Source organism: Clostridium zeae (assembly GCF_017312485.1).
GTDB lineage: Bacteria > Bacillota > Clostridia > Clostridiales > Clostridiaceae > Clostridium_AR > Clostridium_AR zeae.
Map to the genome: position 1 here is coordinate 123,219 of NZ_BMBA01000005.1, position 26,237 is coordinate 149,455.

Below are 26,237 nucleotides of genomic sequence, written 5' to 3' on the forward strand. Positions count from 1 at the left end.
TCTGTCACAATATAGTTAACTTATAATAAAAGTTAAGCAGGATTCTATCTTAAGAATATTTAATTCGATCTTAACTTCAGAGAGGGGCCAACCATATGGAAAATAATAAAACCATATTAGACATTATTTTCGCTGGATATGATGATTTTTTTGAGGCTGAGAAAAAAATCGCAAATTATATTATAAATAACAAAGAAAAAGTTATAGAAATGACAATCGCGGAATTATCCTTAGTAAGCGGAGCAAGTGAAGCGACCATTTCTAGGTTTTGCAAAAAATGCAATATGAAAGGGTTTCATCATTTAAAGATCAGTCTAGCAAAAGAGATTGTTGAAGCGCAAGATGATTTTGTTCCAGTATCTAACGATATTGATGAACAGAATATAGGTCAATCTCTTCAAAATATCTTGGCAAATAAGATAGAAGAGCTAAAGCAAACTGTCACAATGATAAATGAAGAAAATTTAAAAGAAATACTAGTGTTGCTGAAAAATGCGAGGTCTATTCAATTTGCTGCGGTTGGGAACACCATTCCAGTTGCTCTAGATGGTACCTATAAATTTAATCAAATTGGTATCCCTGCGATATCTAGTACTATTTGGGAAACGCAATTAGCATATACCTTCAATTTAACAAAGACTGATGTAGTAATTGTAATATCAAATTCAGGAGCATCCAAAAGATTAATGAGTGTAATCGAAGCTGCTAATGAAAAAGGAGCAACTACGCTAGCTATTACTAATAATGAGCTTTCACCAATAGCTAAAGCTAGTAAATATCATATTACAACATCTACTAGAGAAAAATTATTCATGGATGAATATTATTTCTCAAGGATATCTGCATCTATGGTAATTGAAATTCTCTATTTGTTCTTAACAGTAGGCAAAAAAGATGTTTATGAAAACCTAAGCAAGCATGAACAATCTATCGCTGATGATAAAATATAAAAATGTATTAATCACTTATTAAGTGAAATTAGAAATCAATGGGGATTTGTTTATCCATTTGAATAAAATAAGAGATGTATCTTAAGTTATTGATGTTAGGAGAGTGTGAACAATGTATAAATGTTGTGTTTTTGACTTAGATGGTACTTTAATAGATTCTATTAAAGCAATAGCTTATACTTCAAATTTAACTTTGAAAAAATATGGACTAGGTCCAGTTGATGAAGATCATTATAAGATATTTGTTGGGGATGGATACAAAAAACTAATAGAGCGTGCCTTAATTTATTGTGGAGATAAAGATCTAATAAATTATGAGGATGCACTTATCACATACACTGAATATTTTAAAATTCATTGTATGTATGAAGTCAAAGCATATGATGGAATTAAAGACATGTTAGATTATTTAAAATCAAATAATATTAAAATTGCAGTTTTATCTAATAAACCTCATGATAGGACTATTGATAATATTGAGGGGATATTCGGAGAAGGGTATTTTGATAGTATTTCCGGAGAAAAAGATGGAGTTAGAAGAAAACCAGACCCTGAAGGAGCAATTAACACAGCTATTAATCTTGGACTTTCACCTAAAGATTGTTTGTATATAGGAGATACTAATACTGACATGAAGACTGGTATTGGAGCGGGAATGGATGTAGTTGGAGTTACCTGGGGCTTTAGAAGTCGTGAGGAGCTTGAAGAATATAACCCAAAACATATAATTGATACTCCAAATGAAATTATAAACATAATAAAAAATGTTTAAAATCCGTGAAAAAATTCAGCTAAATACTTTACTTTACGAAAATGCATGTTATAATTCAAATAAATTAATTATTAAATATAATATTTGTGCAACTAAAGGGATGTAAGATCACGTTTGTGGTTTTACATCCCTTTTTAATCATTTCTATATGAAAAGAGAGAGTTTTAGAATAAGTATTAAATTAAATGGAGGTATAAAAATGATAGAAAAAATGGGGTTTAGAAAGACAGATAAGGTACTTATAATTAATGCAGATGATTTTGGTATAGCTCATTCTACGAATGAAGCTATTATTGATCTGTTTAATCGTAAGGCGATAACATCTACATCAATAATGATGCCTGGAAATAGATCAAAGGAAATAAAAGATTTTTTAAAAAGTACTTCATGCATAAATGTAGGTATTCATCTTACGCTTACAGACAAATTTAAGCCTGTAAGTATGGCTAATGAGGTTAAAACATTGATTAATAATAATGGAGTTTTCCCAGATAGCTCAGAATATATAGAATTAAATAGTGATATAAACCATGTTGAGAAGGAATTGAAAAGTCAAATTGAGTTAGCTTCATCCTTGGGAATTGATCCTACACATTTAGATAGTCATCAAGGAAGTGTGTTTGGATTTTTCTTAGGAAGGGATTTTATGGAGATAGTGTTTAATTTATGTCTTGAATATGGACTACCCTTCCTATTACCTAAGCAAGCAGTAAATCAAGTTTATTTTGATGAAAGAATGATAAGCTCTTTTAAAAGATATATAAGAATGGCTGAAGAATTAGGAATAATGATTATAGATGATATTATTTCATTGCCTTATGAATTACAAAACGGCGAAGACTATGAAACTGTAAAAGACACTATGATAAATAAATTAATGGAAATACAACCTGGTATTACTCAGATTACCATTCACCCTTCTTTTGTGAGCAAGGAACTAAAGGAAATAACCCCTCATTGGCAAAAGAGACAAATGGAATATAATCTGTTCTTAGATGATGATATTAAAAGAATATTATTAAGTGAAGATATTAAGTTGATTTCATGGAAAGAAATAAGGGATTATCAAAGGTCTATAAATAATTATTGAAATAGTTTTTAAAATATATTCAGATTGTATATTAATGAATAGGTAAGAAAGATTATTTTTTACCTATTCATTTGTTGAAAAATTTTGAATTACCTCGTAAATTTTTTTATTCTTTAGATAAGTTTCCATCACAGTTTCTGCTTCTTCCATTACTTTAAGAATGGAACATATACCTTCCTCTTGTAAATCACAGTTAAACATTGCTCCAGTGCCTTCGATGGCCTTGATTACATCCATAAATGAAATCTCTTCTTTCTTTTTACGTAGGATATAACCACCGTTAACACCAGGAGTTGATTGGATTAGATCAGCTTTAACTAACTGGGTTAAGATTTTTGAAAGATAGGTAGAAGATATATTGAAATGTTTTGCTAGTGTTTGTAAGCCTAAGTTGTCAGTTTTATCGTGTTTCATCATGAATGCAATTGTATGTAATGCATAGTTTGTAGCTTTCGTATATTTCAAAATATACCCCCTTTAATAGGTATTACAGACTTTATTTGTCTATAATTTTAAATTTAATAATTGCTTCTGTCAATGCTTTAGCTAGCAGAAGTTAATTTCAATCATGCTGAGATAAAGTGCATTAAGATTATTTCGAATAAATTTCGTTATATATGCTAATAAATTAAAGCTAAAATTCTAGCTATTAATGATATAATATAAATTGTAATTTAAGGATATATCATACTATTATAATTATGTTTAGCAAATTTGCAGTACATATAGAGATGTGCAACTTAGATTCCGCAATTTATTTTTAAAACTCTCGCGGGTTCTAGTGAGTAAATTTAAAATAAATTTAATTGCAAAGTGGCACATCCATAATAAAAAATAAAATCTCATTATATGCATTTTCTTAAATGCTAAAGGGGGAAAATAGAAGTATGAATGCTGAATTTATAAAAATAAGGGATTATTTGGATATAGATGGAGTGGAATATATAAGGCAATCTATGATTGGAATATTAGGCCTAATTAATTTGTTTGACTTAGCAGTTATTAATTTTTTGAATGATATGGGGTTAAAACAAAGTATATATCAACCTAAGAATATTATTTACTTAGGTATATTGATTTTTTTTGATTTATGGGGTGTGTACATATTTATAAATACGAAAAAAAAGCAAAAAAGTTTTGTATTATATTCTGGAATGGTAGGATTAATATCATCTGTTTTTTATATACTTATATTTTGCGAGGGTATGTTTTTTGAGTTACATAATAAGGCTATAATTTATGTTGTAATATGCATAATTATATATATTTATATTTTGGTAACTGAAATTTCTATAATAAAACAGTATGAAAAGGAAGGGTATAATCAATATAATAGAAGAATCTATAAGAGAAAATTACTTAGTATTTTTATTACAGTAGTCGTTATAGTTATTTGTTTTGCTGATATGGCAACTAAATACCCTAATAAAAATTTTGCACTTATATCAGTAAGTTTTGCTACTCTTATCTTTGGTTATATCTTTGAAAATTTAATTCATAACATTTACAGATATTATCTTGTTAAAAAATATCAGGTGGAATTTGATAGATATATGAATAAGAAATTGAGAAAATAAAGTATTTAAAGGAGAGAGTTATGAACGAAAATGGAATAGTTGAAGATTTGCAAAAACAAATCAATGAGCTTGAAGAAAAAGTAGACAAATTAAATGAAGTAGTTAGACTTTTATCCAAATCAAAAATGCCAGATCCAAGGTATCAATATACACACTGGCTTTTATACAAAGGAATTGACAATGAGTTAAAAAGAAAATTGGGCTATGTTTTTAATATATTAGAAAAAAGATTTAGGGGCGAATTAGTGGAAATACCTAAAAAGAGTCATTTTGTAGATGACGACTTAAAGCAAGTTCTTCATGTCAACCAAAAGCCTACTTTTGAAGAAGTATGTCTGATTTTAAAAAGCTTATTAGGGCAAATGTGTCCAAGTGACATTGATACTTCTATATTACTAATGAGTTTATTAAGAGAGGGATTGCATACAGAATTATCAACATATCTTTTAGTTGATGCTTCTAAAAATTCTAATTACTCTTTTCATAACTTTAGCCAATTTATTTAAATTAAATTTTTATAGTAAAAGGATATATTAATTTCCCACTGGGACATAGTTAATATATCCTTTTTTATTATAATCTAATATGAAAATTTACAAAGGTATTTCAAAATTTATTTGTCTTAATAACGTATTGACAAAGTGACTTGTCAGTCATATACTGTGACTAAGGAGTCATGTGACTTAAAAGTCATGATCTCTAACTTAAATTTAAGGTGGGAGCATATGCCAAAGAATACTTTTTTCAATCTTAATGAAGAAAAACGAGAGAAGGTAATGAGAGCAGCTGTAAGTGAGTTTTCAAATAATGGTTTTGAAAATGCTAACATAGGCAATATAGCAAAAACTGCTTCTGTAGCAAAAGGTAGTATGTATCAATATTTTGAGAACAAAAAGGAGTTATTCTTATTTTCACTACAATGGTCCTTAGAACTTGTCATGAATAAATATGGTAAATACCTAGTATTAGCAGATGACAATATAAATATTTTTGATTATTTATATCAAAGTTCTAAGGATATGTGGTCTCAGGTAAATGATGAAAGAGAAGTGATTATTTTCATTCAGGATGTTTTTTTAGGAAAGTATAATCATTTAACTAACGAATCGATGAAATATATGATGAAGGTTTCGGATGAGTATATATTAAAGATTGTTCAGGATGGAAAGAGAAATGGGAGCATAAGAACAGATATAGAAGATGAAATAATAGCTTTATTCATTTCTGGTGTATCAATGAAGATTAAAGAGCGCATGATGAATAGGGCAAGGGAAGCTGGAGAAGATATTGTGGATGAGAGCTTTGAGATTATAGAAAAAGACATTAAAAGTATGATCGAACTTCTAAAAAACGGACTAGGGACTAAATCATAAATGGTGAGGGAGGCATGAGGTAATCATGTTTATAGAGATTTCTAGCTTAAAAAAGAGCTATGTAACTGGAGATGTTGTAACGCAGGTGCTTAAAGGTGTTAGTATGAGCTTGGATAAAGGGGAGATAGGAGTTATACTTGGTCCTTCAGGTTCAGGAAAGTCAACTTTACTTAATATAATCGGAGGTATAGATCGTAGTGATTCCGGAAGAGTTATAGTAGACGATGAAGATGTTATAGCACTTAATGATGAAAAGCTTACAGATTATAGGCGAGAAAAGATAGGTTTCATATTTCAATTTTATAATCTAATTCCTAACTTGACTGTTGGAGAGAATATTGAGGTTGTTTCTAATATAAGCAAAAATCCTCTAAATACAGATGAGGTACTTAAAGCTGTAGGAATGCTTGAGAAAAAGTATAGATTCCCAAAGGAGTTAAGCGGGGGCGAGCAGCAAAGAGTAGCTATAGCTAGGGCAGTAGTGAAAAATCCAAAGCTTCTTTTATGTGATGAACCAACAGGTGCATTAGATTTTACTACCTCAAGAGATATATTAAAGCTATTGCAAAAGGTAAACAAAGAGTTTGGAACTACAATACTTATGATTACTCATAATAATGCAATAAGCGATATGGCAAATAAGGTATACAAGGTTAGAAATGGCGAAATAGTAGAGCAGCTTGAAAATAAAGTGATCTTACCAGCAGAAAGGATTGAGTGGTAATGGTTATAAATAACAAAATAAAGAGAACCATGCTAGAAAATAAATCTCAGTATATTGGATCATTATTATTAATCATTATAAGTTGCATGCTTTATACGATGTTTAATCAGCTCACCGTAAGCATGAAGAATACTTCAGCAGCTTTTGAAAGTAAGTATTATCAAGAAGATGCTAGTTTTATTGCTGATAAACAAATCAAAAACATAGATGAATTAGAATCAAGGTTTAACCTCCGTATGGAAGAATTAAAAACTTTTGATTATACCGTTTCTGAAGGAAAGACTCTTAGAATATTTAGTGAAAACAAAAAGGTTAATGTGCCTGCCGCCATTGAAGGAACTACTTTAAAAGGTGGAGATATAATTATAGATCCGGCATATGCAAATGCTAATTCTATTAAGATAGGAGATAGCGTAACTATTGCTTCTAAAAGTTTTAAGGTTTCTGGTTTTATGTCTATGCCGAACTATATATATGTTATAAAGCAAGAAAGTGACATATTAAATGATCCAAAGAGTTTTGGAATAGCGGTTATTAGTAAAGAAGACTTAAGTGCAATCGGCCAAGGAAATATTTCCTACGCAATAAGATTTAATAATAGAGAAAATGTAGATGATAATATAGCAAAATTTAAGAATTACTTAAAGGAGCAAAATATAATAATTCTCAAGTGGAGTAATGTAACTGAGAATCCAAGGGTTACGTATGAAACTGCAAAGGTAGATGGTATAGAGCAAATGAGTACTTCAATGCCTATATTTATACTACTTTTGACATGTATACTTACAGGTATAGTTATATGGAGAATGTTAAAAAAAGAATTTGCATTAATAGGAACCCTTTATTCCTTTGGATATAGAAAGAAAGAAATAATGAGGCATTATATAACTTATCCTTTATCGGTTGCAGTTGTAGGTGGAATTATTGGTACTTTCTTAGGAGCACTTACAGTTAAACCAATGCTTAAGGTGATGCTAGCTTACTTCAATATGCCTATGGGACCTATGAAGTACGATCCTAAATACCTTATTATAAGTTTATTACTCCCAATAGTATTCTTAGGACTATGCGGATACTTCGTGGTTAATAAGGCTCTAAAAAATTCTCCGTTAGATCTAATTAGAGGTGGGAGAGAAAAGAGCAAGGTTGGATTCATTGAAAGAAGATTGAGGCTTGATAAACTTGGATTTTCTACAAAGTTTAAAATAAGAGAGCAGCTTAGAAGTATACCTAGAAGCATCTTTTTGTTACTTGGAATAGCTTTTGCAACTATGCTTCTTCTGCTAGGTTTTGTAATGAAGAGTTCCATGGATTACCTCGTAAAGGATACTTATGAGAACACATATAAGTACCAATATCAGTATTTATTCAACTCACTTCAGAATGGTAAAAGTGATAATGCAGAAAAATTTTCTATATCACCATTTAGCTTAAAATCAGATAAAAAACACAGTTTTAGTTTGTATGGCATAGAAGGAGATTCTCAATATATAAGTCTTAAAGATTCAAAAGGCAACAAAGTTGATACAAACAAAGTTGTTTTTACAAAACCTTTAGCTGACAACTTAAAGCTTAAGATAGGTGATAAGGTAAAACTTATCAATAAGCTTGATTCAAAAGAATATGATATAACCGTGGATAGTATTGCGGATACCTATATTGGTGAGTATATTTATATGCCGATAAGTAATTTTAACTCCATGTTAGGTTATCCTAAAGAGAGTTACATGGGACTTATGAGTAAGGAAGCACTAAATATACCTAAAGAGAAACTTCTTAGTACTGCCACGCTTGATGAAATTAAAAATGCCTTTGATGCCTTAACTAAGCCAATGCAGGCTTATGTTGGAGCAATATCCTTCATGGCATTTATTATAGGGCTTATAGTTATATATGTGGTTACTTCTTTGATAATAGAAGAAAATAAGGAAAATATATCTCTAATGAAGGTGCTAGGGTATAGAAAAAAGGAAGTTTACTCACTTATATTAAACAGCTCTTCCTTTATTGTGGTACTAGGTTATCTAATAGGAATACCGCTGCTTTTAGCTTCAGTTAATGAAATGATAAGCTCTGCTACAAAAAGCATGAACTTAGCAATGCCTATAAGAATTAATTATATTTATGTTTTAATAGGGTTTATAGTAATCTATTTAACCTATGAAGTATCAAAGTCTGTAAGTAGAAGGAAGGTTAATAGAATCTCTATGACAGAGGCATTAAAATCTAGAGTAGAGTAAAAGAAAGTTATGAAGTGCTGAAATTAGCAGTTATAAAATATTAATTTAGATAATTATGAAGGTCCCTAAAAGGTCTATCTTACTTGATAGGACTTTATAGGGGCCTTTTTCGCATAAACTCAAACTCATTAAAGCATCAGAGGACTACCACTTAATTTCAACACAGTGCTTTTACAACTCCTAAATCCATGCTGAAGGTTAACTGTTAAATTAATTATTTACTTTAAAATAAAGTATTGACAGGAATATTATGGGTAACTATAATAAAGTATAGTAAGTTTATAGGAATACTAAGAAATAAGGCTGTGATAAGAAAATTTAATTAAGGGGCTATTTTTTTATGCATTTTTAGAAAAATAATTTTATTGGGGGCGTAAGAATGAAGAAAACATTATTAAAAACTATGATTTTAGCATTAAGTGCTGCGCTTATAATCACAGGATGCTCAGCTGATAAGTCTGACAAGGAAAATACGGCTGTAGTACAGCAAAAGGTTGAGGATACCAGTGAGCAGATAATAAAGGCAGCAGATTTAAGTAAAAATGTACAAAAAGCGAAGGATCGTAAAGATACCTTTGTTGCTGCAATTTCAGCACCTGGAGGAGTTTTTTTGCCATATTTTTATGACAATGGTTGGGATGGTAATGCAACAACTCCTATCTTTAGTTCATTAGTAGGATTAGATAAGAATGGTAAACCGATACCGGATCTTGCTGAAAAATGGGATATATCACAAGATCAATTGACATACACCTTTCATTTACGAAAAGATTTAAAGTTTGGTGATGGATCACCTCTTACTGCAGATGACGTAGCGTTCACACTTACACTTTTACACGATCCAGCATATTCGGGAGATATAGATATTTCACTTGCTTCTGTAAAAGGCGGAGAAGATTATAAGAAAGGGTCAGCAACTTCAATTTCAGGAATAAAGGTGGTTGATCCTCAAACAATAGAAATAACAACTGAAAAAGTAAATGCACAAAGCTTAACCTTATTAGGAGTACAAGTTCTATCAAAAGCTTATTATGGAAAAGATTATAAAAAAGGACAGCTTGATTACTTGAAAGCTCTATATCCAGCACCTTTAGGAGCTGGACCATATAAATTTGATAAATATGTTCCTGGGCAAGAAATTCGTTATACTGCCAATGAGTATTACTATGGTGGAAAACCTTCCGTGGAACATTTAATATACAAGGTCACTGCAAAAGATACAAAGCTTCAGTTATTTCAAACTGGTGAAACTGATTATGATGGATTTACCGCAGATGAAGATACAGTAGACCAATTAAAGAACCTAGGTTTTGCTAATATAAGAATAGCTACAGCAAACACATATGGATTTTTATATGTTAACAATAAAAAGCCTTATCTTAAGGATACTCTTGTGAGACAGGCTCTTATATATGGATTAGATCGTCAAAAGTATGTTGATGTTACTTACAAGGGATATGGTCAAGTTGCAAATGTACCAGCATCTCCAGTTTTATGGTCCTACTCAGAGGATGGAGTAAATAAATATGCTTTTGATACTGAAAAAGCTAAGAGTTTATTAGACCAAGCAGGATGGAAAGTCGGATCAGATGGAATACGTGAAAAGGACGGACAAAAACTTAAGATTAATTATTTAGCTAGAAGTAAGGATGATGAGTTAATTCCAATAGCAAAAGAAAATTACAAAGCTATTGGCGTAGATTTCAATGCTGAAATAATGGATTTTAATGCATTAGTTGCAAAACTAAAAAAGGGTGATTATGATTTAGCTGCTGTATCTACATCAATGCTTGGAGATCCTAATGATGCTGTAGGAGAGTTCTTATCAACATCTCAAGCTAATCTTTCAGGATATTCAAACCCTAAGGTTGATAAGCTTATACTTGACGGGTTAGCAACTACTGACGTGGAGAAGAGAAAGTCTATATATAAGGAATTATATAAGGAATTTAGCAATGATCCTCCTATAATACTTTTAAATTATAGAAAGTCGATTTCGGGATATAATGGCAGAATTGAAGACTTGAATATTGACAATTTCAACGGAATTGGAGCAACTCTATCAAAAGTAAAGATAAAACAATAGTCTTGTGAAAAAGGTCTAGCCTATGCTAGGCCTTTTTGAAGATATATTAAAAGGAGGAAAGCTATGAAAAAGTACATCCTAAAAAGATTTATACAGATGATTCCTACACTGATTGGAGTATCTATGATAGTGTTTTTTCTATTTGCATTATTGCCTGGAGATTATATAGATTCTAACTTACAACTTACACCTCAAAGAGCGCATGAGCTCAAAGCTTTGTATGGATTAGATAGGCCCATACCTGCACGTTATATTAATTGGATGAAGGATGCGTTTACAGGTAATCTTGGTTTTTCCTTAAAGTATCAAGAGTCTGTAACTTCACTTTTAAATAAATATATATGGAATTCATTTATTGTAGCAGTATTTACTTTGATACTGTCTTGGAGTATAGCACTTATAATAGGTATATTTTCTGCACTAAAGCAGTATTCCGTCTTTGACCGAATAGTTACATTAGGAGTGTTTGCTTCGATGTCTTTTCCTTCATTCTTTATAGGACTTCTCATGATTAAGTTCTTTGCAATAGATTTAAAACTTCTTCCGGTAGGAGGTATGATTGATACTGGAAGTAATTATACCGGATTTACTTATGTATTTGATGTTTTAAAGCATATGATACTTCCGATTGCAATACTTACTTTCTTGAGCATAGGATCTCTTACCAGATATTTTAGAACAGGTATGCTTGAGGTAATTAGATTAGATTTTATTCGTACAGCAAGAGCAAAAGGATTAAAAGAGAAGACAGTTATATTTAAACATGCTTTGAAAAATGCGATACTTCCAGCGATAACTTTATTAGGTTTTGAACTTCCTGGCTTATTTTCTGGTGCCATAATAACAGAACAGATTTTTAACTGGCCAGGTGTTGGAAGAATTCAATTAGAAGCCTTAAGTTATAGAGATTATCCTGTGCTCATGGCATTTACTATGTTTTTATCCTTTCTCACCATTATAGGAAATTTTTTAGCAGATATATTATATGCTGCTGCTGATCCTAGAATAAGACTTAGATAGAGAGATGAGGTGGAAATATGATTAAGACAAAGAGTGTTGAAGGCATAAATAATATAGCAAAATCACAATCTTTATGGAAGCAGGCTTTTAAAAAGTTAAGAAAAAATAAATTAGCAATGATAGCGCTTGCTTTTTTAATACTGATGCTTATTTTTAGTTTTATAGGGCCACTTTTTTCTCCTTATGTTTCAGGTACAGTTAATGCTGCAAGTATAACTAAAGCGCCTAGTGCGAAGCATTGGCTTGGTACAGATAAGTTAGGAAGAGACATTCTTACAAGGTTAATGCAGGCAGGAAGGATTTCTTTAACTATAGGTATTGCTTCAATGGTAGTATCAGTGTTATTGGGAGCAATTTTAGGAGCAATTTCAGGCTTTTATGGAGGAATAGTTGATAATATAATAATGAGATTTGCAGATATATTAATGTCTATACCTAGCTTGCCATTACTTATGATTATAGGGGCGCTTCTTTCAGAGTGGAAGGTTCCTGGAGAGTACCGCATATATATAGTTATGGTAATGTTAAGTTTAGTAGGATGGCCAGGGCTTGCAAGACTTATAAGAGGACAGATCCTATCTCTTAAAGAACAACCTTTTATGCAGGCTACAGAAGTTTTAGGGCTCAGTGATAGGAGGAAGATATTCAATCATTTGATACCAAATACAATTCCAATACTATTGGTAGTTGCTACTCTGAATGTAGCAGGAGCTATTTTAAGTGAATCAGTGCTGAGTTTTTTAGGACTAGGAGTAGTACCACCAACAGCATCATGGGGAAACATGATTGATTCAGCAAATAATCTAATAGATTTTCAGAAAAGGCCGTGGTTATGGATGCCGCCAGGAACTGCTATTTTCCTCACTGTTATATCTATAAATTTACTAGGTGAAGGCTTAAGAGATGCACTTGATCCTAAGATGAAAGGTAGGTAATTAATTATGAAGAAAATATTAGTACAAGTTAAAAATTTAAAAACCTACTTTTATGTAGATAAGGATGTTGTTAGAGCTGTAGATGATGTTAGTTTTTCAATTAATGAAGGGGAGGTTGTTTGTGTAGTTGGAGAATCAGGTTGTGGTAAAAGTGTAACCTCTCTTTCTATAATGAGACTTATAAGTGATCCAGGTAAGATTGAGAATGGAGAGATACTTTTTCGGGATAAAGACTTACTTGATTTGAATAAATATGAGATGAGAGATATTAGGGGAAAGGATATTGCTATGATATTTCAAGAACCTATGACATCGCTTAATCCTGTATTTACAATAGGCGAGCAGATGCTTGAACCACTAATGGTTCATTTACTTTTGAGTAAGGCGGATGCTCATAAAAAAGCAATTGAACTAATAAATAAGGTTGGAATTCCAAGAGCTGAGGATATATTCAATGCATATCCACATGAACTTAGTGGAGGAATGCTTCAGCGTATTATGATTGCTATTGCTTTAAGTTGTGAGCCTAAACTTTTGATTGCCGATGAACCTACAACTGCATTAGATGTTACTATTCAAGCACAGATTTTAGATATATTACGAAACATTAAAGATGAGTTTAATACATCAATACTATTAATAACCCATGATTTGGGGGTTGTTGCAGAAATGGCAGACTATGTAGTTGTAATGTATGCGGGAAAGGTTATTGAAGAAGCTCCTGTTTTAGAATTATTCAAGGAGACCAAGCATCCATACACTAAAGGACTCCTAAAATCAAAACCGATAATAGGTCAAAGAAAAGAACGTCTTTATTCTATACAAGGTCAAGTACCTAATCTTTTAGATCTTAAGGAATCTTGCTATTTTAGCGATAGATGTGAGCATTGTATGGAAATCTGTAAAAACAAAGCTCCAAAACTTAATATGGATTCAAAGGGACATAAAACAGCTTGTTGGCTTTATGAGGAAGGAGTTCAAAATGAGTAAAGCTTTATTAGAAGTAAAAAACTTAAAAAAATACTTTCCAATTGCTAAAGGTGTTTTAGGTAAATCAAAAGAAAGTGTAAAAGCTGTTGACGATGTTAGTTTTGTAATTAACAAAGGGGAAGCTTTTGGATTGGTAGGTGAGTCAGGAAGTGGTAAAACTACCATAGGTAAAACAATATTAAGAATGAATGATAAGACAGCTGGTAAAGTATTATTTAATGGAGAGGATGTTCATAAGTTATCTAAAAAGGAACTTCAAAAACTCCGTCCTAAGATGCAGTATATATTTCAAGATCCATATAGTTCACTTGATCCTCGCATGAGGATAGGAGATGCAATAGGAGAACCACTGCTTCAACATGGATTAGCAACACCTGAAAATGTTAGGGAGAAGGTTGAAGAGGTACTAGTGTTATGCGGGCTTGCACCATATCATATAGATAGATTTCCTCATGAGTTTTCAGGTGGTCAAAGACAGCGTATAGTTATAGCTAGGGCGATGGCTTTAGAACCAGATTTTATTGTTGCAGATGAACCTGTATCTGCCTTAGATGTATCTATACAAGCTCAGATAATAAATTTGTTCAGTGACTTAAAAGAAAAAAGAGGATTATCGTATCTCTTTATATCTCATGATTTAAGTGTAGTAGAACATTTATGCAATAGGATAGCTATAATGTACCTCGGAACCATAGTAGAACTTGCTGATAGAGATGAACTGTTTAATAATCCGCTTCATCCTTATACTAAGGCACTTTTATCAGCTATACCAATCCCAGATCCTACCTTGAAAAGAAATAGAATTATTTTGAAAGGTGATATTCCAAGTCCCGCTAATCCACCTTCAGGATGTAGATTTCATACAAGATGTCCTTATGCCACAGAAAAATGTACTATAGAAGTTCCTCAGTTCAAGAAGGTTATAGAAGGACATGAGGTAGCTTGTCATTTAGTGTGAGTAATGAACCAGTCTCAATACTTGGAGACTGGTTTTCATTTTAAGAAAAATGTACCATATAACTTTAGTTTTGTTGTTAACTAACTTTAAATAAGAGTATAATTAAGATTATACCAATTCAATTCAAAGATACTCTTAAACATAGCCTAACATTATAAAATAATACCATAGTATTTTAGGATAACGGTGTACTATTGTGAAATATTTTTTAAATAATAACTAGAGCCATAAATAATCTATATAAAGCAAATTGGGGGTATATTATGAGTAGACCAAAAGTATATATAGCAAAACCAATTCCACATGAGGTGGAGGAATATATATCTAAGTATTGTGATTTAGAAAAATGGATTTCAGATGAAGACATAACTAGGGTAGAACTTTTAGAAAAGTTGAAGGATATAGATGGGCTTTTAACATCTGGAACTAAGATAGATGAAGAGTTATTAGAAAAAGCTCCAAACCTTAAAGTGGTTAGCAATATGTCTGTAGGTTACAATAATTTTGACTTAAAAGCTATGAAAAGAAGAAATATAATCGGCACCAATGTAGCTGGTGCACTTGATGATACTGTTGCTGATTTAATATTTGGACTCATGCTTGCTTGTGCAAGAAGAATAACTGAATTAGATAGATATGTAAAGTCCGGAAAGTGGAATAAAGATGATGATCTTGAGCTTTACGGTGCAAATGTTCATCATAGAACCCTTGGTATTATTGGAATGGGAAGAATAGGTGAGGCGGTAGCCAAAAGAGCAAGTTTAGGGTTCGATATGAATGTACTTTATTACAACAGAAGTAGAAAAAAAGAGGTTGAAGAAAAACTAGGAGCAGAGTATTGTACCATGGAAGAGCTTTTAAAAAGATCAGATTTCGTAGTTATAATGACTCCATTGACCGAAGAAACTTTACATCTTATAGATGAAGAGCAATTCAATTTAATGAAGCCTAGTGCAATATTTATTAATGCTTCAAGAGGAAAAACTATAAATGAGAAAGCATTGATAGAAGCGCTGCAAAATAAAAAAATAAGAGCAGCGGGCTTGGATGTATTTGATGTTGAGCCAGTGAAAGCTGACAATCCATTATTAAAGATGGATAATGTAGTTACTCTTCCACATATAGGCTCTGCTAATGAAGATACAAGACTTGATATGGCTAGATTAGCTGCTAAAAATCTTGTAAAGGCTTTAACTGAAGGAACGGCACCTAATATTGTTCCAGAGTTAAAAATTTAAAAGTGTTTTAAACATAGGAAGGAATGAAGCTATATATGGAGCTAACTAAAATAAACGGAAATACTTATTATATCAAAGCTCCAACTAATATTGGGGTTTATAGTTATAAGAATAAAAACTGTCTTCTTATTGACACTGGAATAAATAATTCTGCTGCAAGAAAGATTGAAGAAGTGTTGAAGGAAAATAATCTTCATGTTAAGTATATAGTAAATACACACAGTCACCCTGATCATTGTGGTGGAAACAATTATTTCAAAAACAATTATACTGGATGTATAGTATATACGTCAGAAAAAGAGAAATTGTATATGGAAAACATGGAACTAAGGGCAAACATGTTATATACGGCTACTAGTCCAAAGAATCTTTCTGATGATTGCAAAGACTTAACTGTAGACCATGTTTTAGATCAAGGCAATACCAAGATAAATGATGACAAGTTTGAGGTTTTTGTGTTAAGGGGCCATTCTCCACAAAGTATTGGAATAGTTACTTCAGATAAGGTATGTTTCTTAGGAGATGCTTTATACAGTGGGACAATATTAGAAAAATATTCTTTTCCATACTTATTTGATGTAGATAATGCACTTATTTCTTTAGAGAAGATAAAAGAAATAGATGCAGACTATTTTGTTATAAGCCATGCAGAAGATATTTTTAAGAAAGAGGACATTATAGAGTTAGCAGATAAAAACATTGATAATATCAAGAATTACTGTAATCAAATGATAGAACTGTTAGAAAAGCCTTTGACAAAAGAGGAGTTATTAGAAAATCTAACAATACTTAATGACTTAGATATTGATTTTAGGCAATATCATTTAAACTATTCATCAATGTCAGCATTTTTATCATATCTTTATAACAAAGGAAGAATTAATTCTTCAGTAGAGAATGGAAGGCTGTACTACTATAGCGTTAATGGCTAATTAACATATTAAACAGAAAATTTATTATAAATATTTATTATGTTAAATTTATATATAAATAATTCTATTAATGAATATTAGTACTATTATTAGTAGTATAAAAATATTTTATTGTGAGGTAATATGAATGGATAATTCAAAATTTTATGAGACCATGTATAAAAGAAAATCTATAAGAAAGTATGATATGAGTCCCTTAGATGACAGAACTTTAAGTGATATAAAAAGCTTTATAAGTAACCTTAATCCTTTAGTATCTGGCATTAAAACAGATCTACAGGTTATATCTCAAAATGATGTTAAAAGTTTTATGTCTATAAAAGCACCTCATTATGTGGTTGTATTTTCTGAGAATAAAGATGGATATTTAACTAATGTAGGTTTTATGCTTCAACAACTAGATTTATACTTGTCAGCTAATGGATTAGGTGCTTGTTGGCAAGGAATGGCTAAACCTGCAAAAGAAATAGTAAGTAAATCAGAACTAGAATTTGTTATAATGCTAGCTTTTGGGAAACCAACTGAGAGTTTATATAGAAGTGATAGGTCAGAATTTAAAAGAAACTCAATAGAAGCTATAAGAGATAAAGCTGATTTTGATGAATTATTAGAAGCTGTAAGAATAGCACCATCTGCAACTAATAGTCAGCCATGGCATTTTGATATAGAAGGAAATAAGTTATATGCTAATTGTATAAAGCTTAATCCTATCAAAGCTCTTATAATGGAAAAAATGAATAAAATTGATATGGGAATCGGGTTGTGCCATCTATCAATAGCAGCAAAGCATTCAGGTAAAGAAGTTAAGTTCTTACTTAATGAAACTGCAACATATACTGCTCCAAAAGGATATTTCAATATTGGAAATGTAGAAATAGATTAAATATATAACGATGTGAAAAAAGTCTTCTGTTAATAATGAAAGTATGAAAAAGGAGTTATCATATATAAACTAACATTGTTTATATTGTAATAACTCCTTTTTAGATGAGCCACTTCGCAATAAAATTTATATTTTTAAATTCTCTCACCAGAAACCGTGAGGGTTTTAAAAATAGATTTGGGATCGAAGTGGATCATCTTTATTACTTTAATGCAGTTTGAAATCTGCTATTAACGTCTTCCCAATTAACTATATTCCACCAAGCTTCTACGAAGCCAGCTCTCTTGTTTTGATATTTTAAGTAATAAGCATGTTCCCATACATCCACAATAAGAAGAGGGCATACTTCCCACTGAGTCAAGTTTTGATGCTTTTCTACTTGTAGGATAACTAATTTGCTAAATAATTTATTCCAGCAAAGAACAGTCCAACCGGAACCTTCTACAGCTACTGCAGCAGCACTAAATTGTTTTTTAAAAGCATCGTAACTTCCAAAATCCTTTTTAATTTGATCTGCAAGATTTCCAGTAGCCTCTCCACCGCCATTTGGACTCATGTTTTGCCAAAACATTGTATGTAGGATATGACCAGCACCATGGAAAGCGTATTCTCTTTCCCAATGTTTTATTAAAGCAAAATCTCCTTTTTCTCTAGCTTCAGCTAGTTTTGTTTCTGCGTTGTTTAGTCCATCTACATAAGCTTTATGATGCATGTCGTGATGAATTTTAACAGTTTCTTGATCATAATGTGGTTCTAGTGCATCATAAGCATAAGGTAGATCTGGTAAAGTATACGGCATAATATCACCTCTTAATAAAATTTAATCTCTAATATATTACCCACTATATAGAAAGTTATAAGCAAAATTATAAGTTTGGATATTACAAATTAGGTTTACATAATCAGGTATATATTTTTTCTTGTAGTTAATAATACCAATGTAATTATAATTTGAGAGAGGATGTGTCTATATTGGCAGTAAACAATGCAATGACTGCTGACTTTTTACGTTCAGCTTATGGTGGAGAAAGTATGGCTCATATGAGATACCTTATATGGGGGGACTCTGCTGAAAAGGATGGGTATCCTACTATTGGTAATCTATTTAGAGCTGTTGCTTATGCAGAATTGGTTCATGCAAAGAATCACTTTAATGTATTGAAAGAACAAGTAGGAGATAACACTGTTGTGGCAGGAGCTGTATTTGGTCACACAAATATAATAGAAAATCTACAAGGTGCTATTGATGGAGAATTACATGAAATAAAACAAATGTATCCTGTTTATCTTGAAACAGCAAGATATCAAGCAGAAAAAGATGCTCAAAGGACTTTTCATTATGCATTAGAAGCAGAAAAAGTTCATGCTAAGCTATTCGAATTTGCCCAAGATACTGCAAAACAAGAAAAAGATTTAGATATAGCTGCAATTTATGTTTGCCCAATCTGTGGATATACTGAAATTGGTGATAATGTTGAAAAGTGCCCGATTTGTGGTGCAAGTAAAGATATGTTTAAAGCTTTTGAATAAATCAAATAATAGATTTTCACAGTTTAAATAAAGATTGTATATTATTAAGCTAGACGTCTTAGAAAACGAATCTAGATTTTAAAGCTATGCAGTAAAAAGCACTACTAAATCTTTTATAGATATAGCAGTGCTTTTATTAAGGATGAAACACTTTAATCCGAAAACCATTTTCAAAACTCCTCTGGGTTCTGAGAGGAGAATTTGAAAATATAAATTTAATCATTAAGTGGTTCATCTAAAGATGAAGCACTTCAATTTGGAATCTATTTTTTTGTAAATGCGGTTAACATCCATAAGTCTTTCTCATATGTAGATATAAATCCTGCCATAAGATCAACAGTACCTTGGTCGTTTGCATCGTCTGCAAGGGCCAGTATACTTCGTGAGGCTTCTAATAATGATGAAAAATCTTTTCTTATGACTTCTATTGAATCTTCAGGTGTAACATCTTTGCTTTCTCTTTCAGCTATTGTAGATAGACTTAGATATTCTTTCAAAGAAGCAGCAGGAGTATGACCTAAAGTTAATATTCTTTCTGCAACAGCATCTAGATCTGTATTTACTTTATCGTAATATTCTTCAAACTTTGTGTGAAGTTCAAAGAAAGCAGCTCCTTTTATATTCCAATGAAGATTGTGAAGTTTAGTATATATAATATTTAAGTTTGAAAGATACTTATTCAATTCTCTAACTATGGTTTCTAAACCATCTTTCTCTAAACCAATATAATTTTTGCTCATAAAAAACCCTCCTTATTAATTACTGTTTTTTATATGAAGACATAATAAAGTATAACCATTTAGTACTCGTAATATTTGCGCAATATAGTATTAAATTAAAGTTAATACTATACTGTATTAACCTTAATTTAATGATAATAAAAATAAAAATCAGACCAAAACTGGTCTGATTATTTGTCTTTATTACATAAGCAATTTTTGCAGATACCTTTAAAATGAAAAGATTGTTCTTTGACTTTAAAACCTTCTAAGTTTTTTATCTTAGAAAAATTTATATCCATGTCAATATCATAAACTGTGCCACAATTTTCACACTTAAAATGTCCATGACCTTGTGGATTAAATAAGTCATATCTTATTTCATTTCCCTCTATTGTTATAGCCTCTACAAGTTTTTTTTCAACAAACATGTTTAAAGTATTATATACAGTAGTTTTTGAAAGAGTAGGTATATCTTTAACTAATTCTTCATAAATTTGGTTTACATTAGGATGATTTTGTCTTTCATTCAAATATTCAAGAATTCTCTTTCTTTGATAGGAAGGACTGATACCATTTTTTCTTAAGTAAGCTTCAATATTGGTTATCTTCATCAAATTTATTAACCTCCTATATTAAAGTGTAATCAGTACAGTCTTATATTTAATTTAATAATGGTAAATTTTTTAAATTGTCAATGAAACATACTAGTTATAATTGTTATTAAGTTGTACTATATAAAGATAATATGAAAATTTTAGGAGGATATATGTCTAGTAAATTTGAGCAGGAAAAATCAATAATATTTTTAAGGTACATATATATTTTTATATTCATATTAGCTTTTTCACATAATGGAGATAGAATAGATGTTTTTCACATAGTATTTTTATTGTTATTTATAATAAATAATCAAGTAAGGTATTTCATGTTACCTAGGAAATATATATTTATAATTATATCTATTACTATTGAAACTTTATTGGCATATAAATTATATAGCTTAGGTGGGATCTTTGGTGAGTTTATTTTTGTATTACCTCTATTAGATATAATATATAACCTGAAAAAGATGTACTGGATATTCTATGCTTTATTTGTTGTTACTCTATTATATAACCAAAACTTAGATAAAATACTTGGATGGGTCATAGTATCAGTACCTTTAATTATAATTTTGGATAAGGTTAAGGATGAAGAGTATAGAAAAATAGAAGCTCAGGATTTATATGATAAATTAAGAGAAAAAGATGAAGAATTAAAAAAGGTTAATATGGAACTTGAAGCTTATGCGAACACAATAGAAGAGATAACGCTTTTAAGGGAAAGAAATAGAGTATCACGGGAAATTCACGACAATGTTGGGCATGCCTTATCTACTATAATAATTCAGCTTGGAGCGATAGAAAAGATATCAGAGAAAGATGGAGAAACAGCTAGCCAAATGGCTAAAAATCTAGGCCAATTCTCTAAGGAAAGTATGGAACGAGTACGAGCTGCAGTAAGAGCCATGAAACCACGAGAGCTAGAAGAGTATGAAGGTGTAATAGCTATTTCTGAAATGATTAAAAACTTTGAAAAACTCACTGCGGTAAAAGTTAGGTTTAGAGTGTCTGATAACGTATGGAAACTAAATTCAGATCAAACCATGGTTATATATAGAATAATTCAAGAGTTTCTATCGAACTCAGTAAGACATGGAAAAGCAACAGAAATAAGAGTGTTTTTAAATTTCTTAGATGATTATTTTAGAATGCATCTAAAAGATAACGGTAATGGCTGCAATGATGTGGTACCTGGTGTTGGACTTTCTAGTATAAAAGAAAGAGTTTCTGTTTGGGGAGGAACTATAGAATACTTTACTGAGATTAATAAAGGCTTTGAACTTATTGTTACTATGGATAAAGGTAAGTTGAGTTTAGATGAAGTATAAAATATGTTGGAGGTTTTATAGTTGGATAAGATAAAAATAATTATAGTAGATGATGAAAAGTTGATAAGAGAAGGTTTAAAAATAATACTTTCAACCTATGAAGATATAGAGGTATTGGCATTATGTGAAGATGGACATATAGCTTATGAATTTTGTAAATCAAATAAGGTTGATGTAGTGCTAATGGACATAAGAATGGATAACTGCGATGGAGTATTGGGGACAAAACTTATTAATCAATTAAATAGTGATACAAAAATACTTATACTTACTACTTTTAAAGATAGTGAATACATAGAGGATGCTTTGAAGAATGGTGCATCTGGATATTTACTAAAGGATAGTTCTTATGATTTGATATATGGTGGAATTAAGGCTGCGTTTGGAGGAAATATAGTTGTCCACCCAGATATAGTATCTAAGCTTGTAGTTAAAGAAAATGATAAAGATGATTCTTTAATAAAGAAGAAATTAAAAGAAGAAACAGGACTCACAGAAAGAGAGTTAATTATAATAGAAGAGATAGCAAATGGACTCTCCAATAAAGAAATTGGAGAAAAAATGTATCTTACAGAAGGAACTATAAAGAATAACATAACTACTATACTTTCCAAATTAGCTTTAAGAGATAGGACTCAAATAGCTATATTTGCTTTCAAAAATAACTTAATCAAGTAAAATTTTGAGGTCAGGAAATTCCTGACCTCAATTATTTTTATGAATTTACTACATCTATAGATTGCTTTTATTCAATATGGTTGATGGGTATAAAATTATTAATTGTATAGTTGTATCTATTTGAAAAATATCAAATAGCATAAGTATAAATGACTTAAGTCATTCAATATGATGACCTAGGCTAATATGTAATAAATAGGAAGCAGTATATAATTAACTCATAGATAAGAATTAAATAAAGTTAGCTTTGAGGAGATAAAAAGGCTTAACTGTTCAATATAAGGAGGATAATAAAATGAATATTGTAGAAGTAAATAATATAACAAAGAGGTTTAACGATAAGCTTGTTTTAGATAATGTTTCATTTAACATAAAGAAGGGTGAAATATTTGGGCTCCTTGGACCTAACGGAGCTGGAAAATCTACATTAATAAACTTGATGGTTGGGCTCTTAAAGATGGATAAGGGCCAAGTGATAATAGGCGGTAATGATATAAGTAAAGAAACAATTAAAGCAAAAGAAAGAATCGGTTTAGTTCCTCAAGAAATTGCATTATTTGAAGGTTTAAATGCAAAGGAAAACTTAGAATACTGGGGAGGTCTTTATGGATTAAGAGGAAAGATGCTTAAGGATAGAATAGATGAAGCTATAGAAATATCAGCGCTTAAGGATCATTTAAAAAATCCAGTAAAAAAATACTCAGGAGGAATGAAGAGAAGATTAAATATAGCTGCGGCAATGATGCACCATCCAGAAGTATTAATAATGGATGAGCCAACTGTAGGTGTAGACCCACAATCAAGAAATCATATTTTTGAAGTTGTTAAGAGGATGAATAAGGAATATAGTACGTCAATAATATATACATCTCACTATATGGAAGAAGTTGAACTTCTCTGCGACAACATTCTTATATTAGATTTAGGTAAGGAAGTAGCATATGGAAGTAAAGAAGAATTAAAGAGGATGGTAATCAGTGATAAGGTAATTAAGATAAAAGCTCAAGGAAGACTGGAGGAATTAGCTTTTGCAATAAAGAAGCTTCCTAATATAAGAGGCACTGAAGTTTTAGGTGACGAAGTCAAAGTGATATGCAATGAAGCACTTACTATAAATGAGATCTTGGACGCTATAGCAGAGTACAAGGTTGCAGTAAAGAATATAGGAATAGAGGAACCTAATCTAGAAGAAGTGTTCTTAACACTTACAGGCAGAAATCTAAGGGATGAGGAGAAGTAAAATGAATTTAGCAGCAGAGATAAGAAAAAATCTAATATCTTTTATTAGGCAAAACAGAATAATATTTGTGTTATTTATAATCTGTCCTATGATAGCAGCTTATGTTTATGGTGTTATGCAACAGGATCTGTTCGCTGGTAAAAGTTCCTTTGAACCTGTAAAAGTTGAATTTAAATATGATAAAACTTCACAAGAGGGAAAAGCATTAGAAACAATGCTAGATACAAAAGAAGTTAAAAATTTTATAAATAGTGATGCCAAAGATGATATAAAGTGTAGAGTTATAATAGATAAAGCTTTTAATGACATAAGAATAGAAAAAGTAACAGGATCTGATAGTGCCTTAGATATGGTTCAAGGATTTATGAGAACTTTTACTGAAAATATTAATCAATATAAGGTTATCTATAAAAATATAGATAGTATTAGTTTAAATGATGAAGAAAAGAAAACACTTACTAGTAAAATAATTGGAAAACTTCAGGATGTGCAAAAGGTGCCTTCCGTCAAGGAAAGAATAATAGAAGGCTACAAGTCCTTAGGAGCAAGAGAATATTACACCATATCAATGTTTAGTTTCTCGTCAGTTATGATAATGCTTACCTTAGTAAAATTGTTCTACAAAGAGAAGCGAGTTGGAATACTAAGAAGGAGTTTCTCTACCCCTAATAAAAAAGCTAATTATTTAGCAGGATATTTAAGCTCCTCTTTTATAATAGTATTTTTTATAAATATAGTATATGTGATGATAAATAAAATCTTAGGAATAGCTTTCACTACTTCAATAGTATGGATATTAGTTGCAGTTATTTTTCAAAGCTTGCTTCAAGCATCTGTTATAGGTCTGATAATAGCTTTTGTAAAAAGTGAGAAAGTAAGTAACTCAATAATTACTGTGATTACAGCTTTACCACTAATGATTGGAGGAGTTTTCTATAGTGTTGACATGACTGACGCAAGTGTGCTTAAAATAATATCTAATTTTTCTCCAAATTCCTTGATACTTAATTCTTATAAGAACTTGGCTATAATTGAAGGAAGTAATGGTGGCTTAAATCAGATTATGCTTATGCTTTTAGTAGCGGTAATATTTCTAGTTGTAAGTTTTGTTAAAGTTAATATTGCATGGGAGGATTAACTATGAGTTTTTTCATATTATTAAAAAGTAATCTAAAGAGATTGACTAAAAGTAAAAGCACTATTATAGCGACTATTATTGTTCCATTTATAGTGGTTTTAGCCTTTGGGTTTTTATTTAAGAGTCTAATTGGAGTTGATAATGAGAATATTATTGTAAACAGCGATAAAGGAAGCTATAGTAATGAATTCGTTCAAGAAATACAAACTAATACTAAGATTAAAATATATGATAAAAATACGGCAACTGAAAAACTAAAAAAGAAAAATATAAGTGTATTCTATGAAATGCCTGAAGATTTCTCTGATAAGATTGAAAAAGGTGAAAAGCCTCAAATAATTTCTTATAAGCTTGGAAGTAGTTCTGATTTAGGAAATTTTCAATTAAATGCGGATTCGCTCATAAATAATATGTTACTAAAAAATGAGTTTAAAAGTAATGGAAAAGATATAAATTTGAAAGCTTTAAATTATAAGGAAGCTAATATTTCAGTAGTAGGAAAAGACAAGGCTAATTTTGGAGATGCTATGGTTCTAAATTTAATAATTAGCTTTGCCTTATTCAGCTCTATTGGTATATCGATGGATCTATTTCACCTAAATGAGCAAAATATAATTGTGAGAAGTTTTACTACAGCTAATAAGCCAGGAGTTATAATAGGAGCTATATTAGGGGCGCTATTCATAATATCTGCATTATCCTATAGTTCGATTTATATATTAAGTGCTTTAGTAAATTCTCCTAGTATGCTTTCAAAAGCGCCTATAGCTATTCTAAATATAATTTGTTTAGCGCTAGTATCATTAAGTCTTGGAATCCTAGTGACCAGAGTAGTAAAGAAGGAGAACTATATCAACGTAGTATTACAAATAATTGTAGGAGTAACATGTTTTGTTGGTGGAAGTTTTATGCCTTATGACTTTTTGCCTAAGTCTGTTACAGCATTTTCAAAGTTTACTCCTCAATACTGGGCATTACAATCAATAAATACTCAAAAACCAGAGTATGCATTGATAGTGGTATTATTCTCAATTGTATTATTCACTGCAGGAACCTTTAAAGTTAAGAGAATCGCTTAATTTGTATTTAAATAATTTGGATTGTAATAGTAAAAGATATGATAGCTAAGTATTAAGGCTATTAAAAGAACTCTGCTGGGTTGTGAGCAGAGTTCTTTTAATATAAAGTCTATTACAGAGTAATACCTCCATAATAAAAAACTAAACCTATT

Annotated in this window: 26 protein-coding genes; 22 read left to right on the forward strand and 4 right to left on the reverse strand. The window is 30.8% G+C overall.

Annotated features, from left to right (window positions below):
- The first annotated feature begins 95 nt into the window (after positions 1–95).
- From J3477_RS19775 to J3477_RS19785, 3 genes are all read left to right on the forward strand, one after another.
- Entirely contained in the window at positions 96–950 is an 855-nt protein-coding gene (locus tag J3477_RS19775; protein WP_206871663.1) for a MurR/RpiR family transcriptional regulator, read from the forward strand.
- Positions 951–1,062: 112 nt separating this feature from the next.
- Positions 1,063–1,722, forward strand: a complete 660-nt coding sequence (locus J3477_RS19780) for an HAD family hydrolase (RefSeq protein WP_206871664.1) — start codon at positions 1,063–1,065, stop codon at positions 1,720–1,722.
- A 199-nt stretch (positions 1,723–1,921) separates the two neighbouring features.
- The gene (locus tag J3477_RS19785) at positions 1,922–2,812 is read left to right on the forward strand and encodes a polysaccharide deacetylase family protein (RefSeq protein ID WP_206871666.1); all 891 of its coding nucleotides are present in this window, start codon (positions 1,922–1,924) and stop codon (positions 2,810–2,812) included.
- A gap of 63 nt (positions 2,813–2,875) precedes the next feature.
- On the opposite strand, the gene J3477_RS19790 is transcribed toward J3477_RS19785, so the two are convergent.
- Positions 2,876–3,277, reverse strand: coding sequence for an RrF2 family transcriptional regulator (locus J3477_RS19790; RefSeq protein ID WP_206871668.1), 402 nt, complete (start codon positions 3,275–3,277; stop codon positions 2,876–2,878).
- A 422-nt stretch (positions 3,278–3,699) separates the two neighbouring features.
- Between J3477_RS19790 and J3477_RS19795 the strand changes: the two genes are divergently transcribed.
- From J3477_RS19795 to J3477_RS19855, 13 genes are all read left to right on the forward strand, one after another.
- The gene (locus tag J3477_RS19795) at positions 3,700–4,389 is read left to right on the forward strand and encodes a hypothetical protein (protein WP_206871670.1); all 690 of its coding nucleotides are present in this window, start codon (positions 3,700–3,702) and stop codon (positions 4,387–4,389) included.
- A 20-nt stretch (positions 4,390–4,409) separates the two neighbouring features.
- Entirely contained in the window at positions 4,410–4,895 is a 486-nt protein-coding gene (locus tag J3477_RS19800; protein ID WP_206871672.1) for a hypothetical protein, read from the forward strand.
- Between the two features lie 219 nt (positions 4,896–5,114).
- A complete protein-coding gene (locus tag J3477_RS19805) occupies positions 5,115–5,762 on the forward strand; it encodes a TetR/AcrR family transcriptional regulator (RefSeq protein WP_206871673.1) in 648 nt (215 codons plus the stop codon).
- A 25-nt stretch (positions 5,763–5,787) separates the two neighbouring features.
- Positions 5,788–6,486 carry an ABC transporter ATP-binding protein gene (locus tag J3477_RS19810; protein WP_206871675.1) on the forward strand — a complete coding sequence of 233 codons (699 nt, stop codon included), beginning with the start codon at positions 5,788–5,790 and terminating at the stop codon, positions 6,484–6,486.
- Positions 6,486–8,726: an ABC transporter permease gene (locus J3477_RS19815; protein WP_206871677.1), complete on the forward strand. Its 2,241-nt coding sequence runs from the start codon at positions 6,486–6,488 to the stop codon at positions 8,724–8,726. Before J3477_RS19810 ends, J3477_RS19815 begins: the two co-directional genes overlap by 1 nt.
- A gap of 379 nt (positions 8,727–9,105) precedes the next feature.
- Positions 9,106–10,812: an ABC transporter substrate-binding protein gene (locus J3477_RS19820; RefSeq protein ID WP_206871679.1), complete on the forward strand. Its 1,707-nt coding sequence runs from the start codon at positions 9,106–9,108 to the stop codon at positions 10,810–10,812.
- A gap of 63 nt (positions 10,813–10,875) precedes the next feature.
- On the forward strand, positions 10,876–11,832 hold the full coding sequence (locus J3477_RS19825) for an ABC transporter permease (RefSeq protein WP_206871682.1): 957 nt from the start codon (positions 10,876–10,878) through the stop codon (positions 11,830–11,832).
- A gap of 17 nt (positions 11,833–11,849) precedes the next feature.
- On the forward strand, positions 11,850–12,767 hold the full coding sequence (gene opp4C / locus J3477_RS19830; RefSeq protein ID WP_206871683.1) for an oligopeptide ABC transporter permease: 918 nt from the start codon (positions 11,850–11,852) through the stop codon (positions 12,765–12,767).
- 6 nt (positions 12,768–12,773) lie between these two features.
- Entirely contained in the window at positions 12,774–13,757 is a 984-nt protein-coding gene (locus J3477_RS19835) for an ABC transporter ATP-binding protein (RefSeq protein WP_206871684.1), read from the forward strand.
- A complete protein-coding gene (locus J3477_RS19840) occupies positions 13,750–14,715 on the forward strand; it encodes an ABC transporter ATP-binding protein (RefSeq protein ID WP_206871686.1) in 966 nt (321 codons plus the stop codon). Before J3477_RS19835 ends, J3477_RS19840 begins: the two co-directional genes overlap by 8 nt.
- Positions 14,716–14,978: 263 nt before the next feature.
- The gene (locus tag J3477_RS19845) at positions 14,979–15,953 is read left to right on the forward strand and encodes a 2-hydroxyacid dehydrogenase (RefSeq protein WP_206871688.1); all 975 of its coding nucleotides are present in this window, start codon (positions 14,979–14,981) and stop codon (positions 15,951–15,953) included.
- A 35-nt stretch (positions 15,954–15,988) separates the two neighbouring features.
- Positions 15,989–16,885: an MBL fold metallo-hydrolase gene (locus J3477_RS19850; protein WP_206871689.1), complete on the forward strand. Its 897-nt coding sequence runs from the start codon at positions 15,989–15,991 to the stop codon at positions 16,883–16,885.
- Positions 16,886–17,012: 127 nt separating this feature from the next.
- Entirely contained in the window at positions 17,013–17,768 is a 756-nt protein-coding gene (locus J3477_RS19855; RefSeq protein WP_206871691.1) for a nitroreductase family protein, read from the forward strand.
- 202 nt (positions 17,769–17,970) lie between these two features.
- Here the strand turns inward: J3477_RS19855 and J3477_RS19860 are convergent, their stop codons facing one another.
- Positions 17,971–18,567 (reverse strand): superoxide dismutase, encoded by a 597-nt coding sequence (locus J3477_RS19860; protein ID WP_206871693.1) that lies wholly within the window; start codon positions 18,565–18,567, stop codon positions 17,971–17,973.
- A gap of 173 nt (positions 18,568–18,740) precedes the next feature.
- On the opposite strand from J3477_RS19860, the gene J3477_RS19865 reads away from it, so the two are divergent.
- Positions 18,741–19,298 (forward strand): rubrerythrin family protein, encoded by a 558-nt coding sequence (locus tag J3477_RS19865; RefSeq protein ID WP_206871695.1) that lies wholly within the window; start codon positions 18,741–18,743, stop codon positions 19,296–19,298.
- Positions 19,299–19,561: 263 nt separating this feature from the next.
- On the opposite strand, the gene J3477_RS19870 is transcribed toward J3477_RS19865, so the two are convergent.
- Positions 19,562–20,038 carry a Dps family protein gene (locus J3477_RS19870; protein WP_206871697.1) on the reverse strand — a complete coding sequence of 159 codons (477 nt, stop codon included), beginning with the start codon at positions 20,036–20,038 and terminating at the stop codon, positions 19,562–19,564.
- Between the two features lie 170 nt (positions 20,039–20,208).
- Complete coding sequence (locus tag J3477_RS19875; RefSeq protein ID WP_206871859.1) at positions 20,209–20,631, reverse strand: Fur family transcriptional regulator; 423 nt, start codon at positions 20,629–20,631, stop codon at positions 20,209–20,211.
- Between the two features lie 155 nt (positions 20,632–20,786).
- Between J3477_RS19875 and J3477_RS19880 the strand changes: the two genes are divergently transcribed.
- The 5 genes from J3477_RS19880 (at position 20,787) to J3477_RS19900 (ending at position 26,085) form a co-directional block, all read left to right on the forward strand.
- On the forward strand, positions 20,787–21,950 hold the full coding sequence (locus tag J3477_RS19880) for a sensor histidine kinase (protein WP_206871699.1): 1,164 nt from the start codon (positions 20,787–20,789) through the stop codon (positions 21,948–21,950).
- Positions 21,951–21,971: 21 nt separating this feature from the next.
- Positions 21,972–22,628, forward strand: coding sequence for a response regulator transcription factor (locus tag J3477_RS19885; protein ID WP_206871701.1), 657 nt, complete (start codon positions 21,972–21,974; stop codon positions 22,626–22,628).
- 295 nt (positions 22,629–22,923) lie between these two features.
- Positions 22,924–23,868 carry an ABC transporter ATP-binding protein gene (locus tag J3477_RS19890; protein WP_206871703.1) on the forward strand — a complete coding sequence of 315 codons (945 nt, stop codon included), beginning with the start codon at positions 22,924–22,926 and terminating at the stop codon, positions 23,866–23,868.
- Between the two features lies 1 nt (position 23,869).
- On the forward strand, positions 23,870–25,006 hold the full coding sequence (locus J3477_RS19895; protein WP_206871705.1) for an ABC transporter permease: 1,137 nt from the start codon (positions 23,870–23,872) through the stop codon (positions 25,004–25,006).
- A gap of 2 nt (positions 25,007–25,008) precedes the next feature.
- The gene (locus J3477_RS19900) at positions 25,009–26,085 is read left to right on the forward strand and encodes an ABC transporter permease (protein ID WP_206871707.1); all 1,077 of its coding nucleotides are present in this window, start codon (positions 25,009–25,011) and stop codon (positions 26,083–26,085) included.
- Positions 26,086–26,237 lie beyond the last annotated feature (152 nt).